The organism is Candidatus Latescibacter sp. IFSED24, assembly GCF_058273205.1.
On sequence record NZ_CM177850.1, the window covers coordinates 4,024,846 to 4,048,804 of the forward strand.

Annotated in this window: 17 protein-coding genes; 8 read left to right on the forward strand and 9 right to left on the reverse strand. The window is 68.9% G+C overall.

The genetic code is table 11. From position 1 onward, the window contains the following. Position 1: 1 nt before the first annotated feature. From IFSED24_RS16215 to IFSED24_RS16230, 4 genes are all read right to left on the reverse strand, one after another. Complete coding sequence (locus tag IFSED24_RS16215; protein WP_491332524.1) at positions 2 to 664, reverse strand: hypothetical protein; 663 nt, start codon at positions 662 to 664, stop codon at positions 2 to 4. Continuing rightward, complete coding sequence (locus IFSED24_RS16220) at positions 661 to 1,332, reverse strand: tetratricopeptide repeat protein (RefSeq protein WP_491332525.1); 672 nt, start codon at positions 1,330 to 1,332, stop codon at positions 661 to 663. The genes IFSED24_RS16215 and IFSED24_RS16220 overlap by 4 nt, the downstream gene beginning before the upstream one ends. Positions 1,333 to 1,347: 15 nt before the next feature. After that, positions 1,348 to 3,024: a cohesin domain-containing protein gene (locus IFSED24_RS16225; RefSeq protein ID WP_491332526.1), complete on the reverse strand. Its 1,677-nt coding sequence runs from the start codon at positions 3,022 to 3,024 to the stop codon at positions 1,348 to 1,350. A 218-nt stretch (positions 3,025 to 3,242) separates the two neighbouring features. Further along, the gene (locus IFSED24_RS16230; protein WP_491332527.1) at positions 3,243 to 4,907 is read right to left on the reverse strand and encodes a FlgD immunoglobulin-like domain containing protein; all 1,665 of its coding nucleotides are present in this window, start codon (positions 4,905 to 4,907) and stop codon (positions 3,243 to 3,245) included. Between the two features lie 219 nt (positions 4,908 to 5,126). On the opposite strand from IFSED24_RS16230, the gene IFSED24_RS16235 reads away from it, so the two are divergent. Then, complete coding sequence (locus IFSED24_RS16235; RefSeq protein WP_491332528.1) at positions 5,127 to 7,199, forward strand: prolyl oligopeptidase family serine peptidase; 2,073 nt, start codon at positions 5,127 to 5,129, stop codon at positions 7,197 to 7,199. A 100-nt stretch (positions 7,200 to 7,299) separates the two neighbouring features. Here the strand turns inward: IFSED24_RS16235 and IFSED24_RS16240 are convergent, their stop codons facing one another. The 3 genes from IFSED24_RS16240 to IFSED24_RS16250 form a co-directional block, all read right to left on the reverse strand. Then, positions 7,300 to 8,232 carry a hypothetical protein gene (locus tag IFSED24_RS16240; RefSeq protein WP_491332529.1) on the reverse strand — a complete coding sequence of 311 codons (933 nt, stop codon included), beginning with the start codon at positions 8,230 to 8,232 and terminating at the stop codon, positions 7,300 to 7,302. A 281-nt stretch (positions 8,233 to 8,513) separates the two neighbouring features. Further along, on the reverse strand, positions 8,514 to 10,754 hold the full coding sequence (locus IFSED24_RS16245; RefSeq protein WP_491332530.1) for a carbohydrate binding family 9 domain-containing protein: 2,241 nt from the start codon (positions 10,752 to 10,754) through the stop codon (positions 8,514 to 8,516). 452 nt (positions 10,755 to 11,206) lie between these two features. Next, positions 11,207 to 11,572 carry a DUF134 domain-containing protein gene (locus IFSED24_RS16250; protein ID WP_491332531.1) on the reverse strand — a complete coding sequence of 122 codons (366 nt, stop codon included), beginning with the start codon at positions 11,570 to 11,572 and terminating at the stop codon, positions 11,207 to 11,209. Between the two features lie 86 nt (positions 11,573 to 11,658). On the opposite strand from IFSED24_RS16250, the gene IFSED24_RS16255 reads away from it, so the two are divergent. The 4 genes from IFSED24_RS16255 (at position 11,659) to IFSED24_RS16270 (ending at position 15,447) form a co-directional block, all read left to right on the forward strand. Beyond that, a complete protein-coding gene (locus IFSED24_RS16255) occupies positions 11,659 to 12,018 on the forward strand; it encodes a NifB/NifX family molybdenum-iron cluster-binding protein (RefSeq protein WP_491332532.1) in 360 nt (119 codons plus the stop codon). A 15-nt stretch (positions 12,019 to 12,033) separates the two neighbouring features. After that, on the forward strand, positions 12,034 to 12,885 hold the full coding sequence (locus tag IFSED24_RS16260; protein ID WP_491332533.1) for an ATP-binding protein: 852 nt from the start codon (positions 12,034 to 12,036) through the stop codon (positions 12,883 to 12,885). Further along, positions 12,882 to 13,784, forward strand: coding sequence for an ATP-binding protein (locus IFSED24_RS16265; protein ID WP_491332534.1), 903 nt, complete (start codon positions 12,882 to 12,884; stop codon positions 13,782 to 13,784). Before IFSED24_RS16260 ends, IFSED24_RS16265 begins: the two co-directional genes overlap by 4 nt. A gap of 76 nt (positions 13,785 to 13,860) precedes the next feature. Then, on the forward strand, positions 13,861 to 15,447 hold the full coding sequence (locus IFSED24_RS16270) for a hypothetical protein (RefSeq protein ID WP_491332535.1): 1,587 nt from the start codon (positions 13,861 to 13,863) through the stop codon (positions 15,445 to 15,447). 66 nt (positions 15,448 to 15,513) lie between these two features. Here IFSED24_RS16270 and IFSED24_RS16275 read toward each other — a convergent pair whose 3' ends face one another. Both IFSED24_RS16275 and IFSED24_RS16280 read right to left on the reverse strand, forming a co-directional pair. Beyond that, positions 15,514 to 17,691 (reverse strand): FlgD immunoglobulin-like domain containing protein, encoded by a 2,178-nt coding sequence (locus IFSED24_RS16275; protein WP_491332536.1) that lies wholly within the window; start codon positions 17,689 to 17,691, stop codon positions 15,514 to 15,516. Positions 17,692 to 18,065: 374 nt separating this feature from the next. After that, entirely contained in the window at positions 18,066 to 21,599 is a 3,534-nt protein-coding gene (locus IFSED24_RS16280; RefSeq protein WP_491332537.1) for a C25 family cysteine peptidase, read from the reverse strand. Positions 21,600 to 21,865: 266 nt separating this feature from the next. Here IFSED24_RS16280 and IFSED24_RS16285 point away from each other — a divergent pair, with 266 nt between their 5' ends. The 3 genes from IFSED24_RS16285 to IFSED24_RS16295 all read left to right on the forward strand — a co-directional run bounded on the left by IFSED24_RS16285 (position 21,866) and on the right by IFSED24_RS16295 (position 23,950). After that, the gene (locus IFSED24_RS16285; RefSeq protein ID WP_491332538.1) at positions 21,866 to 22,537 is read left to right on the forward strand and encodes a hypothetical protein; all 672 of its coding nucleotides are present in this window, start codon (positions 21,866 to 21,868) and stop codon (positions 22,535 to 22,537) included. Continuing rightward, positions 22,534 to 23,097: a LemA family protein gene (locus IFSED24_RS16290; RefSeq protein ID WP_491332539.1), complete on the forward strand. Its 564-nt coding sequence runs from the start codon at positions 22,534 to 22,536 to the stop codon at positions 23,095 to 23,097. The genes IFSED24_RS16285 and IFSED24_RS16290 overlap by 4 nt, the downstream gene beginning before the upstream one ends. Positions 23,098 to 23,305: 208 nt before the next feature. Continuing rightward, the gene (locus tag IFSED24_RS16295; RefSeq protein ID WP_491332540.1) at positions 23,306 to 23,950 is read left to right on the forward strand and encodes a hypothetical protein; all 645 of its coding nucleotides are present in this window, start codon (positions 23,306 to 23,308) and stop codon (positions 23,948 to 23,950) included. Positions 23,951 to 23,959: the final 9 nt, after the last annotated feature.

Below are 23,959 nucleotides of genomic sequence, written 5' to 3' on the forward strand. Positions count from 1 at the left end.
GCTAACTCCCCGGTGTCAGCGTGCCCGGCGAGGGCTGCTGCATGGGCTGCTGCATGCTGGGCAGCGAGAGATTGGTCAGGTCGCTGCGGGCGAGGATGGCGAAGAGCGACTCGAGGTTCGTGTCCAGGGTGACGACCCCGCCCACGACGCTCCGTGGCTGCGCTCCCAGCGCCTGCAACTCGGCTTCAAGCTTGGCCGACGCCGGCGCGCGCTCGGGGTCGAAGTCGGCGATGACGCTCAGCGTGGCCTCGCGCCACTCGGCGCTGGCCAGGGTGCGCAGGACGAAATCGCGCAGTCGGGGTTCGAGGCGCAGCGAGGCCTCGCCGCCGCCCCAGACCACCAGTTCGGCCAGGTCGGGCTGCGCCACGGCAGCGGACAGGTCGCCGGGCACGACCTCGAGCAGGCGAACGGTCTCGTGGTGGCCGAGATCGCGGCTGCCGGCGCTGAGCTTCGGGGGTGGCGCGTCGGCGATGTCGGTGCGCAGCGAGAGCAGGATGGGGCGGTCGTCCGGGACCTGGGCCAGCCGGCTCAGCGAGCCGGTGTCGGTCACCTCGTCCAGGCCCGGTACCGCGTCGGTCCGCACGTCGGCCGAACCGCCGCCGCACGAGACCAGCAGCAGCGTGCCCAGCGCGATCAAGAGCGTCTTGCCAGGGGCTGTCGTCATCCCGCGTGCTCCTCCGAGAGCTGGTGCAGGCGTGCCAGGACCGCGGCGTTGAAGCCGCCGTAAGTCACGCCGTCCACGGTCCAGGTGGCCGGATTGCCAGCGGTGATGCCGCTGGCCTCGATGGCGTCGGCGGCCACGAGGGCCGCGCTGTAGTTGCCCTGAGCGGCGCGGGCGAAGGCCACGATCAGCCGCAGATCCTTGGCGTCGAAGCTCGTCCGGTGGGCGAAGACGAAGTCGTTGGCCGCGGCCAGGGCCGACTCGGCATCGGTGACGGCGCCGCCGAGGCTGGCGCCACCGGTGCCGAGCTTGGCCGCGGCGCGGCCCGCGAACACGTCGGGGCTGCTGGTGCCGGCGGCCACCGCGGCGTCGAAGCTGCTGGTGGCGGTCTGCATGGCCGTGGCGCTGGCCGCTTGGACCAGGCGCGTCCAGCCCAGTCCGGCGTGGGCCGGGCCGTGGTCGGCGTCGAGACCGATGGCCTCGGTGAAATCGGACTGCGCGCCGGTGAAGTTGCCGGATTCGAAGCGATCCCAGCCGCGTTCGGTGTACTGGGGGGCGGTGGTGGGGTTGTCGGGAATGGTGATGCCGCCGTCGCCGTCATCGTCACCGCCGCAGCCCATGACCACCGTGAGCAGCATCACCGCCAGGAGTCGTTGCCAGCCTGTCCTCATGGTCGACCTCTCCCGCTAGAAGCTCACCGTGACCTGGGCGGTCCCGGTGCCGTACACGTTGGTGTCGGATGCCGTCACCAGCGCCTCGGTGGCGCCCTGCGCCGCCGCGAACTGGCCGAGGTAGATGCCGCCGCCCAGCGGGGTCAGCGTCACCGCGCTGCCCGCGGCGGCCACCGTGGGGGCGGTCCCCGAGCCGTTGGTCACCACCACCATGATCTGGAAGGTCTGCACCCGGCCGGGATTCTGCAGCGCGGCGATCTGGAGCCTGGGCGCCTCGGCCGCGGCCTCGACGGTCAGCTGGCCCGCCTCGGTGCTCACCGCCAGCGACTGGCCCTCGGGACCCGAGAGGATGGCGTCGGTCATGGCGAGGGCGGTCTGGCCAGCGCCGGCGCCCGAGAGCGCGAAGCTGAGCTGCCCCACCTCGCCGTCGCCCGCGGCGATCTCGCCGGCGGCCTCGAAGAACAGGAGCACCCGGGCCTGACCCGCCGTGATGATCTCGCCCTCGGCCCGCAGGCCGGCGCCGCGCCCGCTGCCGGTGACGCCGGCGAACGAGGCCACGCCGGCGTCGTAGGTCACATCGAACTGGATGCCCTTCACCGCGTTCTCGTTGGTCAGGCTCAGCGGCACGGTCACCGTGGTGCCGCTGGTTCCGGTCACCGATCCCAGCGCGAGGGTGTTGCTGCCCTGGACGATGGCGAAGTCCCCGTCGGAAGTGTCGGGGGTCTCGTCGGCGCCGTCGCTGGCGCGGACCCGGACCCGCGCAGTGGTGGTGGCCATGTCGGGCACGGTCCACGCGTAGGAGCCGGTGTTGGTCTGGCCGGTGGCGATGGCGGTCCAGGTGGCGCCGCTGTCGGTGGAGTAGTCCAGGGCCACCGTCAGCGCCGAGGGGCCGCTGTCGGGGTCGCTGGCGGTGTAGGTGATGGTGTGCTGGGTGCCGGCACCGAGGCTCTCGCCGCCGTTGGGCGAGGTCACCGTCACGGTGGGCGGCTGGTTGGTGACGGGCAGGTCCACGATCACCGCCACGTCGTCGACCTGCGCCCCGTTGGCGAGGGTCTCCGACTCGTCGGACACGAACACACAGGCTACCCAGACCTGGGACTGGCCGATGAGGTTGCCCAGGATCGGGACTTCGGACAGGTCCAGGCCGACGGTGCCGCTGGAGATGCCGGTGTAGGCGCTGCCGCTGAATTCCTCGCCGTCGATGGAGGCCATCATGTAGAAGTAGTCGTAACCCTCCTCGGCGTTGAGGTTGAGTTCGCACTGGAAAGCGGCGGCGGTGATTCCGGGCGTGGCCAGCGAGAGCGGCCCGTGGGCCATCCAGGTCGCCATGCCGTTGGTGTACGGCTGTCCACAGTCGATCCCGTTGGTGCCGCCCGCCGCGCAGCCCACGCTGGTGCTGCCCGAGACGGACCAGCAATCCCAGGCGGCCCAGTGCGGATTCGGGTCGACGTGGTAGAGCGTCCAGTCGCTGCCTGGGAAGCCGGACTCGAAATCGTCGGCGAAGACGACGGACAGATCCTTGTCCACGGGAGGTGTCGGCGCCGCGCGGGTGATCTGGCGCGTGAGCATGGCCGGGGCCTGCATGGTCACGGGCTCGACCCGCAGGCCGGTGGTGGTCGCGGGCGGCTTGGCTGCCGCGCCGACCTGGCCGGCACCGACGAGCATGACGAGGCCGATCAACCCCAGGGCCAAGGCGGCGACCGGGCGCCGGTGGCGGGGTGATCCTGTGGTTCTCGATTCTCTGTTCATGATCACGTCCAGGGGAAGGGCGATGCCGTTGACAAGCGGACGCTGACACTGTCGGGATGTGCATACCTCGAATCGGCCTGGCGTGCAAGACAGGGAAACTGTAGAGGGGTCTAGGGAAATGTTGTGGCGAGCCGGTGCGGACACCGGCTCGCCGGATCGGATCACCGCACGAGCATGAGCTTCGAGGCAGCGGCCCCCGCCGCGGTCTCCAGGCGCACCAGGTAGGTTCCCGACGCCACTTCCCGCCCGGCCTCGTCCCGACCGAGCCAGGTCCGGGTGTGGGTGCCGGCGGCGAGGTCGGCATCGACCAGCGTCCGCACGAGGCGGCCCGAGGCGGTGTAGATGCCCACGCGCGCCCGCCCGGCGGCGGGCAGCGCGAAGGTCAGCTGGGTCTGGGGATTGAACGGATTGGGGTGTCCCGACACGCTGACAGGCTGCGCCAGGTCGGGCGCCGCCGTGGTGGCGAGTTCGACGGTGTAGTAGTACGCCCCCGTGCTGCCCAGGCTGACGTTGGCCACCGAGAGGATCACCTCCTGGTAGCCCGTGGCGGCGGTGAAGTCGAGCGTGCCCTCGTGGGCGGCATCCAGCGGCAGGTCGACCGCCAGGGAGGGCAGCGCGGGGTCGGTGGCCAGCAGGGTGACGCGCCAGTCGGCGCCGTCGGAGCCGTCGAAGATCACTCGCGGAGCGCCGCCGAGGTCGGTGAGCCGGACGTAATCGGTGCCGTGGGGCTGGGCGGTGCCCGCGCTGTTGACCGGGTAGGTGTCGTGGGAGCGCCAGGCGCTGAACGGCGGCAGCGTCTCGGTCTGGTAGCCGTACTGGCCGTCGGGCACGGTGGGATCGTCGAGGTAGTTGGCCGCCGACCAGTTGTTGAAGACGTCCTGGGTGGCGATGGTGTAGCCGAGGCCGTCGAGGGTCTGCTGGTAGCCGGTCATGCTGTTGCTGGGGTTGTGGACCAGGTTCCAGATCATGGGCTGGCCGCCGAACTGCTCGTAGCAGTAGAGCGTCCACAGGTAGCACTGGATGTAGTCGGCCCACTGGCTGCCCCAGTTGACCAGGCTGTTGTCGGGGTTGCTGTTGAACGACGAGATGGTGTCGGGGCGGCCGAAGAGCCACATGGCCAGCTCGCCCAGGCCCTCGTCCACCCAGGAGCTCTCGTTGTTGTCGCGAGCGTAGTGGATGAGGTGCTCGAACTCGTGGGCCGCAACGGCGAGCATGTAGTCGCTGGCGGGCTGGTTCGAGTCGGTGGCGAGGTAGATCACCTCGCACTCGTTGCTGGCGAAGGGCTGGGAGCCGTCGGGGAACTGGTCGTAGACCCAGAAGAACCCGTCGGCCGAGATGTCGAAGCGGTAGTAGAAGAGGAAGATGCGGTCGAGGCCGTCGAGGGGGTTGGGCGGTTCGCCGAAGTGGCTGGTGTTCAGGTCCCAGATGCCCTGGTCGGGGAACATGCCCACCGACATGTCGTCAAAATGCGTCACGATGCGGTCGACGTCGTCCTGGTCCATGGAGACCAGCCATTCCTCGTCGTCGACCACCACGTAGCAGTGGTCGCCCATGCCGCGGACGGTGCAGGGCTTGAGGTTGGCCACCGGGAAGCCGCCCAGGTCCCAGACGTACCAGAGCCAGGAATCACCGACCTGGGGGTCGGGCGGCGGCGAGAGCGCGGGGTCGTCCGAGGGCTTCCAGAGCCCCTGGGCCTCGAGGCGGGCCCGGATGGTGGCGTGGTCCTCGCCGGGGCGCGGCAAGAGCGGGACCGGACAGTCGATGGCCGACGCGAGCGCCGGCAGGAGTAGCAGGACGGTCAGGGTGATGGCGAGCGTACGGAACATGGCGTCGGCCTCCCGGCGATCGGGACTCGGTGATCAGGTCGGAGCAAGACTAGCATATCCAAGGGTAAATGAGTGGAGAATCGGCGCCACCGGGTCGGGCCGTCGTCTCATTGGTATTGGATCTTTTGTCGGTCACGGGCGTATGTTCGGACCATGTCCGGTAGCCATCACCGTCATTCTCCGTCAATCCGCCTTTCCCTGCCCCGGAAGGAGTTTCCGATGCGATCTGGAAGATTCGCCACTCTGGTGATCACGCTACTGGCCACCGCCACCATCGCGGCCGCCGCCGACGACCCCTACCTCTGGCTCGAGGAGGTCGAGGGCGAGAAGGCCCTCGCCTGGGTCACCGAGCGCAGCGCACAGGACACCGCCGAGCTCGAGGCGGTGCCCGAGTTCGCCGAACTGCACGAGAAGCTGCTCGAGGTCTACAACTCCAGCGACCGCATCCCCTACGTCGGGATCCGCGGCGCCTGGGTCTACAACTTCTGGCAGGACGCCGACCACGTGCGCGGCGTCTGGCGGCGCACGTTCCTCGACTCCTACGTCACCGACGAACCGGTCTGGGAGACGGTGCTCGACGTGGACGCGCTGGCCGAGGCCGAGGGCGAGAACTGGGTCTGGAAGGGGGCCAGCTGCCTGCCGCCCGAATACCGCCGCTGCATGGTGACGCTCTCGCGCGGCGGCGGCGACTCCGCGGTCCGCCGCGAGTTCGACACCGTGGCCAAGGCCTTCGTCGAGGACGGTTTCGTGGTGCCCGAGGCCAAGGCGCGGGTCTCCTGGAAAGATGGGAACACGCTCTGGGTGGGCACCGACTTCGGCGAGGGCTCGCTCACCGAGTCGGGCTACCCGCGCATCGTCAAGGAGTGGCGTCGCGGCACGCCGCTAGACGAGGCCGTCACCGTCTTCGAGGGCCTGCCCACCGACGTCTCGGTGGGCGCCTACACCAGCCACCAGCCCGAGGGCGACTACCACGTGGTCTACCAGACGCCCGAGTTCTATCGCGGCACCAGCTACCTGGTCCTCGACGGCCGCCTGGTGAAGCTGGACATCCCCGAGGATGCCGACATGCAGGGCATCTTCAAGGATCAGCTCCTCGTCTCGCTGCGCATCGACTGGAACGTCGGCGATGCCATCTACCTCCAGGATTCGCTCCTGGCCATCGATCTCGACGCGTTCCTCGCCGGCAGCCGCGTCTTCCACGTGCTCTTCGAGCCCGAGGCGCGGGTCTCGCTCGGCGGCGTGTCCAACACGCGCGACGACCTGCTGCTGACCACGCTGGACAACGTGCGCGGCCGCCTCTACCGGCTGACCTTGACCGACGAGGGCTGGCAGCGCGAGGAGATCCCCCTGCCCGGCCTCGGCACCGTGAGCGTGGGCAGCGCCAGCGAGGTCGACAACACGTTCTTCTTCACCTACACCGACTTCCTCACCCCGTCGAGCCTCTACCTCGTTCGCGACGGCGAGGCGCCGGTGAAGGTCAAGAGCACGCCCGAGTACTTCGACCCCGCCGGCATGACGGTGGAGCAATACGAGGCTAGGTCGGCCGACGGCACCATGATCCCCTACTTCATCGTCAAGCCGCGCGGGTTCCAGGCCGACGGGCAGAACCCCACCATGCTCTACGGCTACGGCGGCTTCGAGGTCACCATGAACCCCACGTACTCGGCCACCACGGGCCTCGCCTGGGTGGAGCGCGGCGGGGTCTACGTGCTGGCCAACATCCGCGGCGGCGGCGAGTTCGGCCCCAGGTGGCACCAGGGCGCGGTGCAGGAGAACCACCAGAACGCCTTCGACGACTTCATCGCCGTGGCCGAGGATCTCATGGCGCGCAAGGTCACCAGCCCCGCGCACCTCGGCATCGTGGGCGGCTCCAACGGCGGCCTGCTCGTGGGCGCCTGCTTCGTGCAGCGGCCCGAGCTGTTCGGCGCCGTGGTTTGCCAGGTGCCGCTGCTCGACATGCAGCGCTACAACAAGCTGCTGGCCGGAGCGAGCTGGATGGCCGAATACGGCAACCCCGACACCGACGACTGGGAGTACATCAAGACCTGGTCGCCGTACCACAACCTGGACGAGAGCAAGGACTACCCCAAGGTCTTCTTCTACACCAGCACCCGCGACGACCGCGTCCATCCCGGCCACGCCCGCAAGATGGTGGCCAAGATGACCGACATGGGCAAGCCGGTGTACTACTACGAGAACACCGAGGGCGGCCACGGCGTCGCCGCCAATCTGAACCAGCGCGCCTACATGTGGGCGCTGACCTACGCGTATCTGTGGAAGATGCTGCGGTGAACCGGTCCCCACGGCCGCGCTGCTGACCCGACGAGCCGCCCGGTTCCTCGCCGAACCGGGCGGCTCGACCCTTCAGCCGGTGTCCGTCACGCTGCGAGCGTCAGTCGAACAGTTGCTTCACCTGGCTCCAGCTCCGGCTCTCCACGTTCAGGGCCTTGTCCGGGCTGTCGAGGTAGTGCAGCTGGCCACCGTTGATCACCTGCCAGAGGCCCTGGTCGACCTGGCAGCTGCGCAGGTTGACGATGCCTTCCACCTGGCCCAGCCACATGGACGCGCACTGCTGCATGCACATGCAGTCGGCGTTCAGCAGGGCGCCGGGTCCCACGGTGAGCAGGCTGATCAGGGGACCGTTCTCACAGAATGTGCTGTTGGTGATGGCCGTCGTACCGCCCATCAGGCCGATGATGCTGCCGCGCAGCTCGTCGCAATCCTCGATCCACGTGTTGTGGTGGAAGGTGCAGCCGTCGATGTCCAGCTTGCCGCTGGCGAGATAGACGGCCGAGGGGCAGCCGCGTCCGTTGCTGAAAACGCAGTCGGCGAGGCTGACGCGTCCTTCCTCGATGTACAGCGCATTCTTGTAGAAATCATCCCAGTGGCAGTTCTGGAACGCCACGCTGGAATGGGTGATGTGGAAGATGGGATTGCTGATGTACTGGTAGGGCCCGCAGCTGAGGTTGAAGTTGCGGAAGGTGATGTTCTCGAATCGGGTCGGTTGGCCCTGGCCGTTGATCACGAAGACCGGTTCGTCGCGCCAGTCGCCGCAGAAGCAGCAGATCTCCTCGAGCACCACGCTGCCGGGGAGTGTCGATTCTCCGCGGACGGTGATCCCGGAGCTGATCCAGTGCGGGCGCCCCACGACCTTGTAGTGGCCCATGGCGATCTGGACCACGTCGCCGGGCTGGGCCTGGCTGAGAGCCTCGGTGACGTCGTAAGTGTCTCCGGGGACATACCAGGTCCGGGCCTGGCTGCTGGCGCTGAAGAGGATCAAGAAGACGGTGAGCATTAGCAGGGCAAGAAATGGCTTGTTTCGCATGGCCTCTCCCCTCGTAGAAGGCGCCGCGCGGCAAGGGTGACTGAGGGGATTCATGCTGAATCGCGTCGGCGCCAGATGATTGGCTGCCTGGATTTCATATCCGGGGCTGGGTGCCGGACCTCCTTTCTGCGGCGCGCGGGACTCGACTTTAGGGGACGAAAACGACCTTAGTACTCCAGACACTCAAGAAAGTTGCAGAGAAAAAGCCTCGCAACCCATTATATTCGTGGGAGTTGCGGCGTGAGAATGAAATTCGTTACGGAGGTCCGCGCCCGCCGATTCTAGACCCGGAACAGGTACTGGAGCTTCAGGAAGTACTGTCGGTCGGTCAGTTTCCAGCTGTCGTGATCCTGTCCGGTGGGTGTGACGAGCTGGTAGTCCCGCGTCGATCCGATGTAGAAGATGGAGAACGGATTGATCTGGTACTGTAGCAAGGGATCGGCTTCCCACAGCTCCCGGAAGTCGTTGTACTGCAGGATCAGGCGCATCGATAGTTCCCGGGTGACCTGCAAAGACAGCTTCGAACGCAGGACATGGCCGTCGAAGAAGGTCTCGCTGGTGTCGGGGTCCTTGCTCTTCGACCAGGCGATGCTGGTCTCCAGGAGCAGCCGGTCCCAGGGCTTGAGGTCGAACCAGAGCGAGTAGTCCTGCTGCAGACCGATGGTCTCGCCGCTGTAGTAAACCTGCCGGCCATAGTTGACCGAGCCGCCGAAGACGAGGAGGTCGCTGGGCCGGGCGTTGCCACAGACGTGCCAGAGGTAGAGGCCGTCATATTCCCGGTCCCGGTACCGCTCGGCCTCGGTGGTGTACTGCACGTGGAAGTTGGTCTGGGCCTTGCGCAGGCGACCGCTGAGATTGACCTGGGCCTGCTCCTCCTTGCGCACATCCTGGTCGTTCCAGGAGCGTCCGAAGGTCAACCCCGGGTTCAACCACTCGATGACGGAACTGTTCTCGAAACGCACCAAGTAGTCGGTGGTCACGATGCCCCGGCGGTAGCTGTTGCGCCCCTCGAACCCGTTCTCGGCGCGGAAGGTGGGGCTGCGGTCCCAGTAGTCCAGGTCGAAGGACCAGCGGCGCCCGTTACGCTCGAGACTGGCGTAGAGCGCCGAGCCGTCGAAGGTCTCGCCATCGAAGTCGGCGGTGTAGCGGCCGTCGTCGAAGGTCTCGCCGTTGACGTCCGTGGTCAGCGAGGTGTCGTCCGGTTCGGTGGTGAAGCTGTGCAGGTACTGGACCTCGAGCTGGTGGTTGCGGTCGAGGCGGAGGCGGCTGTCGACCCCGACCAGCGAGCCGTTGCCGCCGCTGTCGTAGCGCCGGTCGGTGCCCACGAAGCCGAGATGGGTCTGCTCGCCGAGGTCGGTCCGGACACGGCCGATGGTGTTGAAGCTCTGCCCATTCTGGACCACCAGGCTGCGCTCCTCGAAGGGCACGATGATGGGCGAATGCTCGTCGTGCGCCGCGAGCACCCCGTAGAAGGTGTTGCCGCTGCGGCCCAGCAACTTGCCGGCCACCGAGGGATCGTTGATCTGACGCGTGTAGATGGCGTTGAACCAGGTGGTCCAGAGATCGGCGCCTTCCTGGAAGAAGGGTCGCTTCTCGGGATAGAAGAGTGCGAAGTTGCTGTTGACGTCGATCTGTGCGGCGTCCGACTCGACCTGGCTGAAGTCGGGGTTGAGGGTGGCCTCGGCGCTCAGGTCCGAGGTGATGTCGTACTTGGCGGTGAGCGAGAGCTCGCCGGTGACGTCGCCGTTGTCGAACGCGCCGCCGTCCTGGCGCTCGCCGGCCTGGGCGGCGGTGAAGGCGGGGATGAGGTCGAGGCTGCCGCCGGGGGCCACGTCTGCGATGCCGGTGACCGTGCCCCACTGGCATGGCCAGCACTGCTCGTCGCGGTCGTAGGCGGCCCACGACGCCTGGTAGCGTACGTCGCGGGGCTGGTTGCGCCAGAAGTCCACGCGCCAGGTCTGGACCGGTTGGTCGGGGAAGCGCAGGCTGCTGAAGGGGATGGCGAACTCGGCTTCCCAGCCGTCGTCGGTGATGCGCGCCGCCGTGGTGTAGATCAGGTCGTAGCTGCTGTCCTCGCCGTTGTTCGCCGAGTAGAGCAGGTCGCCCTGGATACCGTAGGGGTTCACGCACAGCTCGTAGCCGCGGGTAGCGTCGCCGAAGGTGTCGATGGCCACGATCACGTTGTCGTCGGAGAAGATCTGGTCGCGGCGACAAAACGAGGCGCGGATCTGCTCGGGATGGTCGTCCTGGCAGTGGAAGCCGACGTACAGGTTCTGGTCGTCGTAGCAGACGAAGACCGTGGTGGCGAAGGGCGGCTGGACCTGGTCGCCGGGCTGATGCTCGGCGAAGTCGGTGGCCCGGGCGGCGTCGCGCCAGCCGGGGTCGTCGAGCCGTCCGTCGATGGCGAGGGTCCCGGTGGCGCGGGCGATGGCGAGTTCGGGGAGGTAGGTGGGCTGCCAGGCGTGGGCGGGGCTGGTCGTGGTCAGGATCAGGGCCAGGAGCAGGCCAGCGCATATCCGCATGGGAGTCTCCGTCTCGGGATGGGATCGGTCGGATCGTTTCCCGTTAGACGGAGACACCAGGGGCGAAGGTTGCAACTTATTGCCGCGAAACCTTTTGAGGACTCATGAAGTCCTGTTTGCGGGTGCTGCGGGCAGCCGCACCCGCGGGGATGCTCGCGATGGCTCGGCTCCTACCAGCGACCAGGGCCCCGGCCGAAACCACGGCCCCGGCCGAAACCCCGACCCGGCCCGCGCCCGGCGCCGGCCCCACGGCCGCGCCCCGGACCCAGGCCGCGCCCGGGCGGCAGGTTCGACGGATCGTCGTTGCGTTCGGTGTCGGTCACGGGTTCGTTCGTCCCGCAGCGGCCGAGTCCCCGCCCGGTGCGGGGCCCCTCGCTCAGGGGACCTTTGCGATCGAATCCAGGCATGATGAACCTTTCCTTGCTCGGCGCGGCCCTCGTGACCGCGCGATCCTAGCCCTGCCGGCGACCCCGTCCCCGTCCCCGTCCGCGACCCCGACCGGCTCCGCACCGCCCTCGTTCCGGGGGTGCGGCCTCGACCGCGCCGCCCTCGACACGGATGGCCCAGCCGTGGACCAGCGCCTCGGCGGTCTTGCGGCGCGCCTCGGCCAGGATGCGGCCGGCGGTGGCCCGCGAGACGTTCATCAGCTCGCCGACCTCCTCGTGGGACAGGTTCTCCAGGTCGGCCAGACGTAGGGCTTCCAGTTCGTCCAGCCCCAGCGAGACCTCCTCGAGCGCCCGCAGGGGCACGCCGGCCGGCTTGAAGTGCACGACGGTCGGGGCATGGCGGACGGCGCGGGGTTTCGGGGGTCTGGACATGGTCGATACTCCTGTATTTGACTTTCGACAGTTATGAGTATATGCTCAAAACATCCGGACGTCAAATCCCCAGCGGGAGGTTGCCCATGATCATCGCCATCACCGCCCAGGGCCCCAGTCCCCAAGACGCCGTGGACCAGCGCTTCGGCCGCGCGCCCTACCACGTGATCCTCGACAGCGAGACCGGCGAGTACTCCGCGCTCGACAACACCAGGCAGATGGCCGCGTCCCAGGGCGCCGGCGTGCAGTCGGCGCAGAACCTGGTGTCCTGCGGGGCGCGCATCCTGCTCACGGGCCACTGCGGGCCCAAGGCCTTCGCCGTGCTGGGCAGCGCCGGGGTCAAGGTCTTCTCGGGCGTGGCGGGCACCGTGGTCGACGCGGTGGCGGCCTGGCGCGCCGGGGGTCTCGTGGAACTCACGCATCCCGACGCCGCTCCCCATCACTGAGGAAAGGATGCTGCCATGCGCATCGCCATCGCCAGCGGCAAGGGGGGGACGGGCAAGACCACCGTGGCGGTGAACCTGGCGCTCACTGCGGCCCGCCTCGGCCGTGAGGTGCACCTGGGCGACTGCGATGTGGAGGAGCCCAACACCCACCTCTTCCTGCGACCGGAGATCAGCGAGCGCCGGGAGGTGTCCATGCCCATCCCCGTGGTCGATCAGGACCGGTGCCGGCATTGCGGCCTGTGCGCGGAGATCTGCCAGTTCAACGCCATCGCCAGCCTGCCGGACCAGACCATGGTCTTTCCCGACCTCTGCCACGGCTGCGCCGGTTGCTGGCTGGTCTGCCCCGACGAGGCCATCGTCCCGGGCCGGCGCGAACTGGGCGAGCTGGTCAGCGGCACGGCCGAGGGAATGCGCTTCACCCAGGGCCGGCTGCGCGTGGGCGAGACGGTGGTGCCGCCGTTGATCCAGGCGGTGAAGCAGGCCACGGTCGGGTCGCCCTGGGTCATCCTGGATGCGCCGCCGGGCACCACCTGTCCGGTGGTGGAGACCATGCGCGGCACGGACTTCGTGGTCCTGGTCACCGAGCCCACGCCCTTCGGCCTGCACGACCTGGACCTGGCGGTCTCGCTGGCCCGCAAGCTGGCGCTGCCCTGCGGCGTGGTGGTCAACCGCGCACTGCCGGGCCGTGACCTGATCGATGCATACTGCGCCGAGCACGGGGTGGCGATCCTGGCGCGGATCCCGTTCCGCCGCACGGTGGCCGAGGCCTGCGCCGAGGGTGCGCTGGCCGTGGATGCGGATCAGGAGGTGGCCACGGCGCTGGTCGACCTCTTCCAGGCGTTGCAGGCCCGGGAGGTGACGGCATGATCGAGCTGGTGGTCTGCAGCGGCAAGGGCGGGACCGGCAAGACCAGCGTGGTGGCGAGCCTGGCGGCGCTGGCCCGCAACCTCGTCCTGGCCGACTGCGACGTCGACGCCGCCAACCTGCACCTGGTCCTCGAGCCCGCGCTCGAACGGTCGACCCCGTTCCTGGCGGGACATCTGGCCGTCATCCGCCAGGACGAGTGCGAGCGATGCGGCCTCTGCGCCGAGTACTGCCAGTACGAGGCCATCGTCCGCACGGTCGGCGAGTCCGAACCGGGCTACGCGGTGGATCCCCTGGCCTGCGAGGGCTGCGGCGTGTGCGTCCACTTCTGTCCGCTGGACGCCATCGACTTCCCCGAGCGTCGCTGCGGCGCGTGGCACCTCTCGCGCACCCGCTTCGGACCGCTGGTCCACGCCGACCTCGACGTGGGCGCCGAGAACTCGGGCAAGCTGGTCAGCCTGGTGCGCGAGCAGGCCCGCGAGGTCGCGACCCGACGCGGGCATGACCTGATCCTGGTCGACGGACCGCCCGGCATCGGCTGTCCGGTGACCGCGTCGCTCACCGGCGCCGACCTCACCCTGCTCGTCACCGAACCCAGCCTCTCGGGCATGCACGACCTGTGCCGCGTGCTCGACCTCGCCGACCACTTCGCCGTGCCGGCCCTGGTGTGCATCAACAAGTACGACCTGAACCGGCGTCTGACCCGGCGGGTGACCGACCTCTGCGCCGAGCGCCGTGTTCCCGTGGTGGGCCTGATCCCCTTCGAGCCCCTGGTCGCCGACGCCCAGCTCGCCGGACGGAGCCTGGTGGAATACGCTCCGCGGAGCGCCGCGGCCAGGGCCATGGCCAACGTCTGGCGCGAGGTGGAGGATGCCCTGGCCGGTGTGGGGCGCCCTCGTTGATGACGCCGGGGCTTCCGGACGGTATGCTGGCTTCGCTCTTCTGCAGGAAACGTTCGGCGAGGAAGGAGCCCGTCCCATGCCATCGCGACGCGTCCTGGCCCTGGTGCTGGCCGGGCTTCTGGCGCGCCTGCTGATCGTCTGGTCGGGCTGGGCCGAGGGTCCGCTCATCGCCGACGACGCCTACTACTACTTCAAGATCGCCGCCAACCTCGCCGCGGGCGCCGGCCCCACCTTCGACGGCCTGGCGCCCACCAACGGCTACCACCCGCTCTGGCTCTGGTCGCTGGTGCCCATCTTCGCGGTGACCGGCGACGCGCTCTGGCTGCCGGTGAAGCTGGCGCTCACCCTGGCCACGTTCTGCGACATGGCCACCGGCCTGCTGCTCCTGGCGATCCTGCGCCTCCTGGGCGCCGGCACGCGCGCCTGGCTCGCGGCCTTGTTCTGGTTCCTCTCGCCGCTCACCGTGCTCGTGGGCTTGCGCGGCATGGAGGCGTCGCTGAGCGCGCTGCTGGTGGTCCTGGTGTTCTGGCGGCTGACCGTGCTGGCGCTGGCGCCGCGGCCACCCGGTCCGGGCCAGGCGGTGGCGACCGGCCTGCTGCTCGGCCTGGCGGGCCTGGCGCGCGTGGACAACCTCGTGGTCCTGGGGCTCGCGACCGTGATCTTCCTCGTGGCCCTGGACCGGTCGACGCCACGCTGGCCCCGGCCAGCCTCCTGGCGCTGGCTGTCGCTCGTCGCCGCCACCGCTGCCCTGACGGTGCTGCCCTGGTTCTGGTGGAACCTGGCCAGCTTCGGCTCGCTCGTCCCGGTCTCGGGCCAGGTGAAGACGCATTTCCCCATCTACGGCAGCCTCGACACCGACTGGCGCTCGCTCCGTGGCGTCGCCCGCTTCCTGACCGACGCCACCGTGGCGCCGCTCTTCCACGCCGCCCGCTTCGCGAGCCTGGAGGAGTTCGCCACGGCGCGCTTCACCCACGTGGCGACCGCGGGCCTGATCGCCGCGGTGGCCGTCCCGTGGTGGCGGTGCCGTCGCGAGCTGTCCCGCCGGTTCCGGGCGACCCCGGCGGGTGCGGTCCTCTGGGCGGTGGCCGCGTTCCTGGCGGGCCACGTGATCCTGATGAGCGTGGTATGGCGCGCGTACATCAACTGGTACGCGCTGCCGTCGCTGGCGCTCTTCGCGCTGGTGCTGGCGGTGGTGGCGGCACCGGCTGTGCGGTCCGGGCGGCTGATGGTTCCGGTGGTGGTGGCCGTGGTGTTCGGCCTCATCCTGTTCGCCCGCTTCTTCACCGGCCTCGATGGCGGCCCGGCGCTGGGCGAACGCCAGAATCGAGCCCGGCTGACGGCTCTGGCCGCCGCCTATCCCGGGGACGTGCGCGCGGGGGCGTTCAACGCCGGGCTGGTCGGCTACGTGGCACCCCGGTTCGGCGCCATCACCGTGATCAACCTCGACGGTCGGGTCAACAACGCGGCCTTCGTGGCGGCCCGGGAGGGTCGGCTTTCGCGGTATATCCTCGACGAGGTCGTGGTGCTGCTGGAGAAGCCCGGCACCGGCTACCTCTACTACCGGCCGGGCGAACTGGATTCGCTCGAGGCCCGGTTCGTGCCCTGGGTCGGGTACGAACTCTGGTCCCGGGACAAGTTGCCGGCGGCGGCGCGTCCGCGCTGAGTCCTGCGGGACGCGCCGCCGCCGCGGTGAGAGGGACCTCCACACCCTCTGCCAGCACGAACAGCATCACCGCACCAGCATCACCTTCCTCGCCTCGACCCGTTCCTCGGTCTCCAGCCGGATGATGTAGGTGCCCGACGGCAGGGACCGGCCGGCATCGTCGCGGCCGTGCCAGGTGAGCGTGTGGGTCCCGGGATCGAACTGGCGGCTCGCCAGGCGCTGGAGATGGCGGCCAGCCAGGTCGTACACCCCGAGCTCGGCCCACTGCGCCCGTGTCAGGGCGAAGGTGACGGTGGTCTGGGGGTTGAACGGATTGGGGTGGACCACCAGGTTCGAGACCAGGTCCGGAACCGCATGATCCGGATTCTCCACGTTGACCACCTCGGCACAGGCGCGGTAGGCGATCTTGAGGCCGCCTCTATCGTCGGCCGTGAAGACGCAGTTGCCGCAGACGGCCACGGCGTGGGTGCGGTGGAGCGACGTCAGACCGTCGCACGCCACCGGCGCCTCGGGCGTGGAGATATCCAGGAGGCGCAGACCCTGGTTCGAGCAAGCGGCGTAGAGATAGTCGGCCATGCCGTCCGCCCGGGCCAGGTAGTCGGTGCAGCCGGCGACCGCGGCGCCGACGATCAGCTGCGGTGCGGCAGGATCGGCGATGTCGATCACCTGCACGCCGGAGTACCCGTCGGCCACGTAGGCGATGTCGTCGCGCAGGAGCACGTGGGCGGCGCTGCCCGGCGTGTCGAAGGCGCCCAGGATGACCGGAGCGTGGGGGTTGCTCGCGTCGATGATCTGCAGGCCGGCGTTGCCGTCGGCGACGTAGACCAGGTCACCGGCCACGGCCAGGCCGCGGGCCATGTCGGGCGTATCGACGTTGCCGATGAGCTGCGGCAGCGTGGGGTCGGCGACGTCGATCACCTGCAGGCCTTCCGCGCCGTCGGCGACGAAGGCCAGGGTGCCGTCCACCACGACGGCCCGGGCCACACCGGGCGTGTCCAACGCACCGACGAGTTGCGGGGCCTCGGGGTCGGTGATGTCCACGACCTGCAGGCCCTCGCTGGCGGCAGCGACATAGGCATGGTCGCCGGCCAAGTCCACGGCACTGGCGAAGCCTGGCAGGTCCAGGTGGCCCAGCAGGAGCGGCGCTGCGGGGTCGTCGATCTGGACCAGCTGCAGGCCCTCCTGGAAGCTGGCCACCGCAGCCAGGCCATCGAGGATGTCGATGCCGTAGGCCAGGCCCGGTGTCGCGGTGACGCTGACCAGGGCGTTCAGGGGTTCGCTGATGTCCACCGTCTGCAGGTCGCCCTCGGTGCCCTCGCCCGGGTCGCCGCCGACGAGGGCGTAGTCCCCGGCCAGGGCGATGCCGTTGATGGGCATGGTGGTCGCCATGCTGGCCACGGGAATCGGCCGCGTGGGATCGCTGACGTCGACCACCTGGATGCCACCGTCGTCACAGGCGAGGAAGGCGCGGCCGTCGCGGACCTGGACCCCGATGGCGGTGCCGAAGACGGCGGTGGATCCGATGACCAGGGGAGCCAGGGGATCGCTGAGGTCGACGATCTGCAGGCCCGCGTCGCCGACCGCGACGTAGGCGAGCCCATCCTCGTATTGGAGCGTGCGGGACTGGCCCTGGAGCACGACGGATTGGGCCAGGACGGGAGTCATGGGATCGCTGACGTCGATGATGACCAGGCCCAGCCAGTTGGTGGCGAAGACGTAATCATCGTGAGGCCAGGGGTGCAGCAACTGCCCCTCCACGGCGAGGCTGGCCAGGTGCACGGGAGCCGAAGGATTGGAGATGTCGAACACCATCAACCCATCCATGCTGTCGCCCAGGTAGGCGTGCGTCCCCAGGCACTGGATGGAGAAGACGTGGCCCGGCGTATCGCGCTGGCCGATGATCTGCGGCGCGGTGATCTCGGCGATGTCGATCACCTGGAAGCCCTCGTCGCCGTCGGCGATATAGGCGAGGTTGCCCACGATCTGGGTGTGGCGGGCCATGCCGGGGGTGTCGAGCAAGGCCACGGAGATGGGCGCCGCGGGGTTGGTGATGTCGAAGATCTGCAGGCCGGATTGCATGACGCCCACGAAGGCGTGGTTGCCGTCGACCGTGACCCACCAGGCGCGGTCGGCGGTGGGGGTGGCGCCGAGGTGGCGGTCATAGTCGTAGCAGAACTGCTCCTGGGCCATGGCGGCGCCGGTGGCGAGGATCGCGACCAGCGCGAGGAGGTGGATGAGTTTCATGAGCAAATCCTTCCGCTTGGAGTGCCGGGAAATAGGCACGACCTGGCCGGGCGAGCGGGCCGGTGAGACGCGGGGTGTGCGGAAGGCAGGTTGGCGGGCACGGTGCCGGATCTGGTGGTCTCACCGGTCCGGGGCGAACTACGCGAACAGGAGTCATGTGGGGGCCAGGGAGATCGGGAAGAAAATGGACACAATCAGGATAGTATGTCAATTGGACTGATCTTGAAGCGGGCTGATGAAAGCTGTAAACGCCTTTGATTATTATAGTTGCGATCGAATAGGCGAGGGGTCGACCCCTGGGCCGCAAGATCGACAAGATCAAGCGAGGCCCCGGCTTGCACCGGGGCCCCAGGAGGCAGATCCCTGCCGGAGGATCACTTCAAGAGCAGCATCTTCCGCGTCTGCATTTCGCCCTCGCTGACCAGCCGGCTGAAGTACACGCCGCTGGCCACCAGCCCGCCGCGGTCGTCGCGGCCCTGCCAGAGCACCTCGTGGCGTCCAGCCAGGAGCGCGCCGTGGACCAGGGTGGCCACCCGGCGTCCGGAGACGTCGTAGACCGCCAGGTCCACCTCGCGATCCTGCGGCAGCGAGAAGACGATGCGCGTGGCGGGGTTGAACGGGTTGGGATAGCAGCCCTCGAGCGCCAGAGCGGTGGGCAGGTCGGGGCGGTCGTCCACCGCCGTCGTCAGGTCGAAGCGGACCTCCAGGTGGAAGTCGTCCACGCCGGCCTCCACCAGCGAGCCGCTGCCCTCGTCGCTGGCCACGAAGCGCAGCTGGACCTGGTCGGTGAGGGCGATGTGGTCGAGCAGGTCGAAGGTGAACTGCTGCCAGTTCGCGCTGGACTCCTGCGTGTACTCCAGCTGGATCCAGTCGACCCCGTTGCTGGTGACGCTCACCTCCCACCAGTCCTCGCCCGGGCTGTTGCCGAGGTCGTTGGTGTACCAGCGCCAGTAGTGGACCGTGGCGGCGGTGGCGTCCGCGAGCGCGAAGACCGGGGTCAACAGCGTGGTCTTGCCGCCGTCGACGTCGGCCGTGCCGGCGGACTGGCCCGGCGTGGCGTTGCCGGTGACGAAGCACTGGACGCCGGGGTCGACGGTGTGGTCGTCCTCCATCTGGACCACGGCGCCGTCGTACGAGGTGCCCACGGGATCGGCGCGGAGCCAGACGCCGGCCGAGGCGTCGTCGTCGGCCGCGCCGATGGTCCAGCCGCGGTCGCTCTCGAGGTCGTCGAACCAGCCACCCACGGCGAGCTCGAACTGCAACTCGGCCACGTGGCCCTCGGCCGAGGTCACGGTGAGGTCGAAGACGAGCAGCGAGGGCGAGGGGCAGCTCTCGAGCACCTCGACCTGGAGCGGACTCAGCGTGGCCTGACCGCCCGCGCCGACCTGGGCGCAGGTGGCGGAGCCCATGAGGATGGAGACATGGGGACTGGCGCTGTCGAGGACCGCGGCGAGGTCGGCGGCGTCGGCGGCGCCGGTGTTGGCGAGCATCAGGGTCAGGGAGCACGTCTCGCCGGGATCGGCGGTGCCGCTGTAGTCGCCGGGGATGTCCTGGACCGCGTCGACCGTCACGCCGAGCTGCGGCGCCTGGATGGGCAGGCTGAACGCCATGTCCCACTGGTCGCCGGGGCCGGTGACCGTGAGGGTGAGCGGCGCCTGGTAGCCGTCGGGCGCGCCGCCGAGGACGGTGACGGCGAACGGGGTGCTGCCCGCGCCGGTCTCGCCCGCGGGGATGTCCGGGTAGCTGGCGGTGGGCTCGACGACCTCGAGGTAGGGGTCGTCGGAGGCGAGGGTCGCGGTCAGGCCCGCGGCGCTGGCCACGCCCACGTTCTCCAGCAGCACGTCCAGACCCACGGTCTCGCCGATGTCCAGCACGCCGTCCTGGTCGCCGTCGTCGTCGAGGACGGAGGTGGCGTTGAAGACCAGATAGGGGCCGTCGGGCGGCACCACGGTCACCTCGGCCTGCACCGTGGTCCGGTTGTAGGCCGTCACGGTGAGGGTGAGGGTCGTCGGCTCAGCGAGCGGTTCCATCAGGTCGATGACGGCCAGACCGCCGGCGTCGGCCAGGGCCGTGCCGTAGAGCACGCCGTCGGCGTAGAGCGCGCAGCGGGCGCCGGGGGCGTCGCAGCTCACGGTGTACTGGGTCATGCCGATGAGCATGGCGCCGTCGTGGTCGGCCATCAGCGGCGCGGCGGCCTTGGTGCGCACCGCCAGCGAGGGATCGCCGAAGATGGTCCAGTTGAGGAACTCGTTGGCGCCCGCCGCACCGTACTCGTCCATCATCTGGCACGAGCCGTTGAACCAGAGGCCGCCGATGGTGCGCATCTCGTCGGCCACCAGCAGGTCGATGGCGGCGTCCTGGCCGCACATGGGCGGGTTCCACGACTGGCTGATGTAGGACATGTAGGTGGCCACGGCGCCGGTGGGCGTGCCGCCGTCGGTGGCGCGCAGCCAGGCCTCGGCGAAGCAGGTGCCGGTGAAGGTGCCGTTGTTGCAGGCCACGCTGCAGATGAACGGCAGCTGGTCGCCGTTGACCAGCGCGTTGACCGAGGTGTTGCTGAAGCCGGTGGTGGACCAGGCGGTGGAGCTGCCGTGGCCGGTGTAGTTGACGATGCCGCGGCCCGCGTTCAGGGCGGTGGTCACCGCGGAGGCGCTGGCGCCGGGATCGTAGATCCGGTCCACGCCGAGGTAGCCGTAGTCGAGCAGCTTGGTGCGGATCACGTCCTCGTGCACGTTGTCGTACTCGCCGTCGTCGCCGGGTCCCTCGGCCGAGGCGATGCCCACGCCGTACTGCATCCAGTCGGGGCCGGCCGTGATGTCGCGCTCGTAGGTGATGGTGCGCAGGACCTGGGTGGCCACGTGGTTGGCGTTCTCGGCGGAGAAGCGGCCGACGAAGAGGTCGGGATAGCTGTCGCTGCCCAGGAGCGTGCTGTACTCGGGATCCGAGTCGCTGCCGATGGGGATCTGGGCGATGTCGCCCACGAGCAGGACGTAGGCCGGCGCCCAGTCGGCCAGCTCGCCGGCGATGTAGCTCTTGATCTGGCTGAACGAACTGCCGGTGTCGGTGAGGGTGACCAGGCGGGTGTCCAGGCCCTTCTGCAGCTTCCACTCCACCAGCGGCTGCATGGCGCCGGCGAAGGCGTCGTCGCTGATGATCAAAAGACCGCCGGTCTCCTCGACCGTGTCGTAGCGCAGCGCGTCGTGGTTGAGGAAGTGGTTCTCGTAGAGGCGGGCGAACTGGGGGTCGACCGCGGTGAAGGGGCGCTGGCGCTCGAGCACGTTGATCTGGCCCGGGCCGGCGTCGCGGACCTCGACCACGATGCGCGTGTGCACGCGCAGCACGTCGCTGCCCGGCAGGTACTGGAACGGGTTGGCCTGGACCACCACGCCGCGCAGGTCGCGCACGATGTGCGGCGCGTCGGCCTCGACCACGCGCTCGGGCCAGAGGCCGCTGGTCTGATAGAAGGCGTCGAACTGGTAGGCCACCGTGGCGGGGTCCACCGAGCGCAGGAGGTTGCCCTTGCTGGGGGCCACCGGCAGGTCGGGCAGGTCGACGTGCTCGGACTCGATGATGTTGGCGACCACGGCGCGGTCGTCGGGAATGGCCAGCGCGCGGCGCACCATGGGCAGCGAGGGGAAGCCGAACACCAGCGCCTGCGGGGCGCCGGGCAGGGTGATCTCGTACCAGGTGTCGTCGTCCACCTTCACCGGCGTGGCCTCGAAGCCGCCGACGGTGATGGCGTAGACGCTGCTCGTCGCGTTGCTCGAGAGGAGCTGGACTTCCAGGGGCACGTCGCCGCCGAGGTCGATCCACTCGGCGGAGGCCGTCAGGGGCACGAGCAGGGCGAGCAGGGCGATGAGGCCCAGGAAGGACGAACGGGCGAGGTTTGGGCGTTGCCAAGTGCGCATGGCGGCCTCCATCCTGGCTGCTGGCGAGTGGGCGAACCGGTCTCCGGGGACCGCGAGCAATGGTCTCAGGGGTCGATTATAACATTTCAGGCTGGATTTGCGTGGGGTTTCCTCCCGGAGTGCCACCGCCCCGCCCGTCCACCGTCCCGGACGATCTCTCCTGGCCTCACCCGCGATCCACGCTATGATCGAGCCAAAGAAACCCCGGCTGGCCCGGGTAGGATCGCCTGTCTGCGGAAGGCCGGCAGCGGTGGAAGGGAGCGCCCGTGCAACCGTGGCTCATCTTCGTGATCATCCTCGTCCTGGCGGCGCTGGCCACGGTGGCCTGGCGACAGGATCAGAAACGCCGGCGGCTGCTGCGCGCCTGGGCGCGCAGCCAGGGCATGAGGCTGGTCGCGGAGAAACAGCGCGGCTGGGAGCGGGAGTACGCGGCGTACCGGATCCTCGAGCGCGGCCACTCCCGACACACGACGTTGCACATCGAGGGCGAGGTCGACGGCCGCCGGGTGCGCTGCCTCGACTACCGCTTCACCACGGGTTCGGGCAAGAACCGCCAGACCCATCGCCGGGCCATGGTCATCCTGGACACGGGCACGCCGGTGATCCCGCTCTGCATCCGGCCCGAGCACGTCTTCGACCGCGTGGGCGAGTTCTTCGGCCACGACGACCTGGATTTCGAGTCGGCCGAGTTCAGCCGCCGCTTCCACGTCTCGGCCGCCGACCGCAAGTGGGCGTACGACGTGATCCACCAGCGCACCATGGACTACCTGCTCGAGGCGCCGGCGGTGACCATCGAGTTCGGCTTCGCCGAAATCGCCGTGATCAGCAACGGTGCGCTCACGCCCGGCCACTGCCACCAGGGCCTGAAGGTGGCGCGCCGGATGCTCGACCTCGTGCCGGACGACGTGCTGGCCCAGCTCAAAGGAGACCATCGGTGAATCCCCTGATCATCGTCGGCATCGTGGCGGGGGCGGTCCTCTTGTGGATCGTGCTCAACTACAACGCGCTGGTCCGGACGCGACAGCACGTGCGCGAGTCGTGGTCGGACATCGACACCGAGCTGAAGCGGCGCTACGACCTGGTGCCCAACCTGGTGGAGACCGTCCAGGGCTACGCGGCCCACGAGCGCGAGCTCTTCGCCAGGGTCACAGCCGACCGCGCCCGCGCCGCCGCCTCCCACGGCAGCCCCGGCAGCCAGGCCGCCGACGAGAAGCCGCTGGTCGAGGGCATGCGCCGGCTGCTGGCCGTGGCCGAGGGGTATCCCGAGCTCAAGGCCAGCGAGAACTTCCTGGCGCTGCAGCAGGAACTGGCCACCACCGAGGACCGCATCCAGCGGGCGCGGCGGTACTTCAACGCCAACGTGCGCGAACTGAACACGCGCGTGGAGGTGTTCCCGTCGAACCTGGTGGCGGCCATGTTCGGGTTCACCCGCGAGGAGTTCTTCGAGGTGGAGACGGCCACGATCCGGCAGGTGGTCGACGTGTCGTTCGAGGGGTGATCGGCCGTCGGGCCCTAGAATGGCGCACGACGAGCTTCCGGGACGGCGAATTCGACCTCGCCGAGACACGGGTGACAGTCTTTGCGACGCTGGTGTTAGCGACCAGGGCTGCTGCCGGGCTAAGATTCTCCGCGATCAGGTGATGGATGTCGCTTGCGAGATCCAGACACCGCCAACCAAGGCGACGATGCACGATCCGGAGGACACCATGATGAAGTTTGGTATCATTGCTTGCGCTCTGCTTATGATCGCTGGGGCCGCCATGGCCGAGACGGTCACGATCGAGTTCCACGGCGAGGTCGAGTACAATCAGATCAACAGCGGCCCCTTCGCCGATGTGAACAGCGGCGATCTGGTGCTGGCCACCTTCACGGTGGACTCGGACAACTTCGTCGACAGCGACACCTACGGCGTGCGCTCGTTCCCCATCGACCTCGCGTCCTTCGCGCTGACCATGGGCACGGTCGGTCCGATCCCCCTGGTCGATCCCCAGCCCGATGGCCAGACCAGCTACTTCGTGCTGCGCAACGACGACCCGGCGGCCGACGGCTTCTTCGTGGCCAATGACCCGGAATGGCCGTACGTCAACCCGGCTCTCGACGTCCCCGCCCAGATCGATCCCTACTTCGGCTTCCACTGGGAAGTGGGCTACGAGGGCGATGTGCTCGCCTCGCGCGACATCCTCGATGCGGTGGGCACCTACGACTACACCGGCCTGACCAGCTTCTACACCACCATCGCCGACGCCTGGGCCGACGCCATGGGCCTGATCTACACCCAGACCGTCATCTCGGTGGAATCGGTGGCCGTGGAAAACACGACCTGGACCGAGGTCAAGGCTCTGTTCGAATAGTCCCGCCGA

What these genes read in the sequence shown, in the direction of transcription:
- IFSED24_RS16215 (WP_491332524.1), bottom strand. Translation starts at nt 664, where the DNA reads ATGACGACAGCCCCTGGCAAGACGCTCTTGATCGCGCTGGGCACGCTG.
- IFSED24_RS16220 (WP_491332525.1), bottom strand. Translation starts at nt 1,332, where the DNA reads ATGAGGACAGGCTGGCAACGACTCCTGGCGGTGATGCTGCTCACGGTG.
- IFSED24_RS16230 (WP_491332527.1), bottom strand. Translation starts at nt 4,907, where the DNA reads ATGTTCCGTACGCTCGCCATCACCCTGACCGTCCTGCTACTCCTGCCG.
- IFSED24_RS16235 (WP_491332528.1), top strand. Translation starts at nt 5,127, where the DNA reads ATGCGATCTGGAAGATTCGCCACTCTGGTGATCACGCTACTGGCCACC.
- IFSED24_RS16240 (WP_491332529.1), bottom strand. Translation starts at nt 8,232, where the DNA reads ATGCGAAACAAGCCATTTCTTGCCCTGCTAATGCTCACCGTCTTCTTG.
- IFSED24_RS16245 (WP_491332530.1), bottom strand. Translation starts at nt 10,754, where the DNA reads ATGCGGATATGCGCTGGCCTGCTCCTGGCCCTGATCCTGACCACGACC.
- IFSED24_RS16250 (WP_491332531.1), bottom strand. Translation starts at nt 11,572, where the DNA reads ATGTCCAGACCCCCGAAACCCCGCGCCGTCCGCCATGCCCCGACCGTC.
- IFSED24_RS16255 (WP_491332532.1), top strand. Translation starts at nt 11,659, where the DNA reads ATGATCATCGCCATCACCGCCCAGGGCCCCAGTCCCCAAGACGCCGTG.
- IFSED24_RS16260 (WP_491332533.1), top strand. Translation starts at nt 12,034, where the DNA reads ATGCGCATCGCCATCGCCAGCGGCAAGGGGGGGACGGGCAAGACCACC.
- IFSED24_RS16265 (WP_491332534.1), top strand. Translation starts at nt 12,882, where the DNA reads ATGATCGAGCTGGTGGTCTGCAGCGGCAAGGGCGGGACCGGCAAGACC.
- IFSED24_RS16270 (WP_491332535.1), top strand. Translation starts at nt 13,861, where the DNA reads ATGCCATCGCGACGCGTCCTGGCCCTGGTGCTGGCCGGGCTTCTGGCG.
- IFSED24_RS16275 (WP_491332536.1), bottom strand. Translation starts at nt 17,691, where the DNA reads ATGAAACTCATCCACCTCCTCGCGCTGGTCGCGATCCTCGCCACCGGC.
- IFSED24_RS16280 (WP_491332537.1), bottom strand. Translation starts at nt 21,599, where the DNA reads ATGCGCACTTGGCAACGCCCAAACCTCGCCCGTTCGTCCTTCCTGGGC.
- IFSED24_RS16295 (WP_491332540.1), top strand. Translation starts at nt 23,306, where the DNA reads ATGATGAAGTTTGGTATCATTGCTTGCGCTCTGCTTATGATCGCTGGG.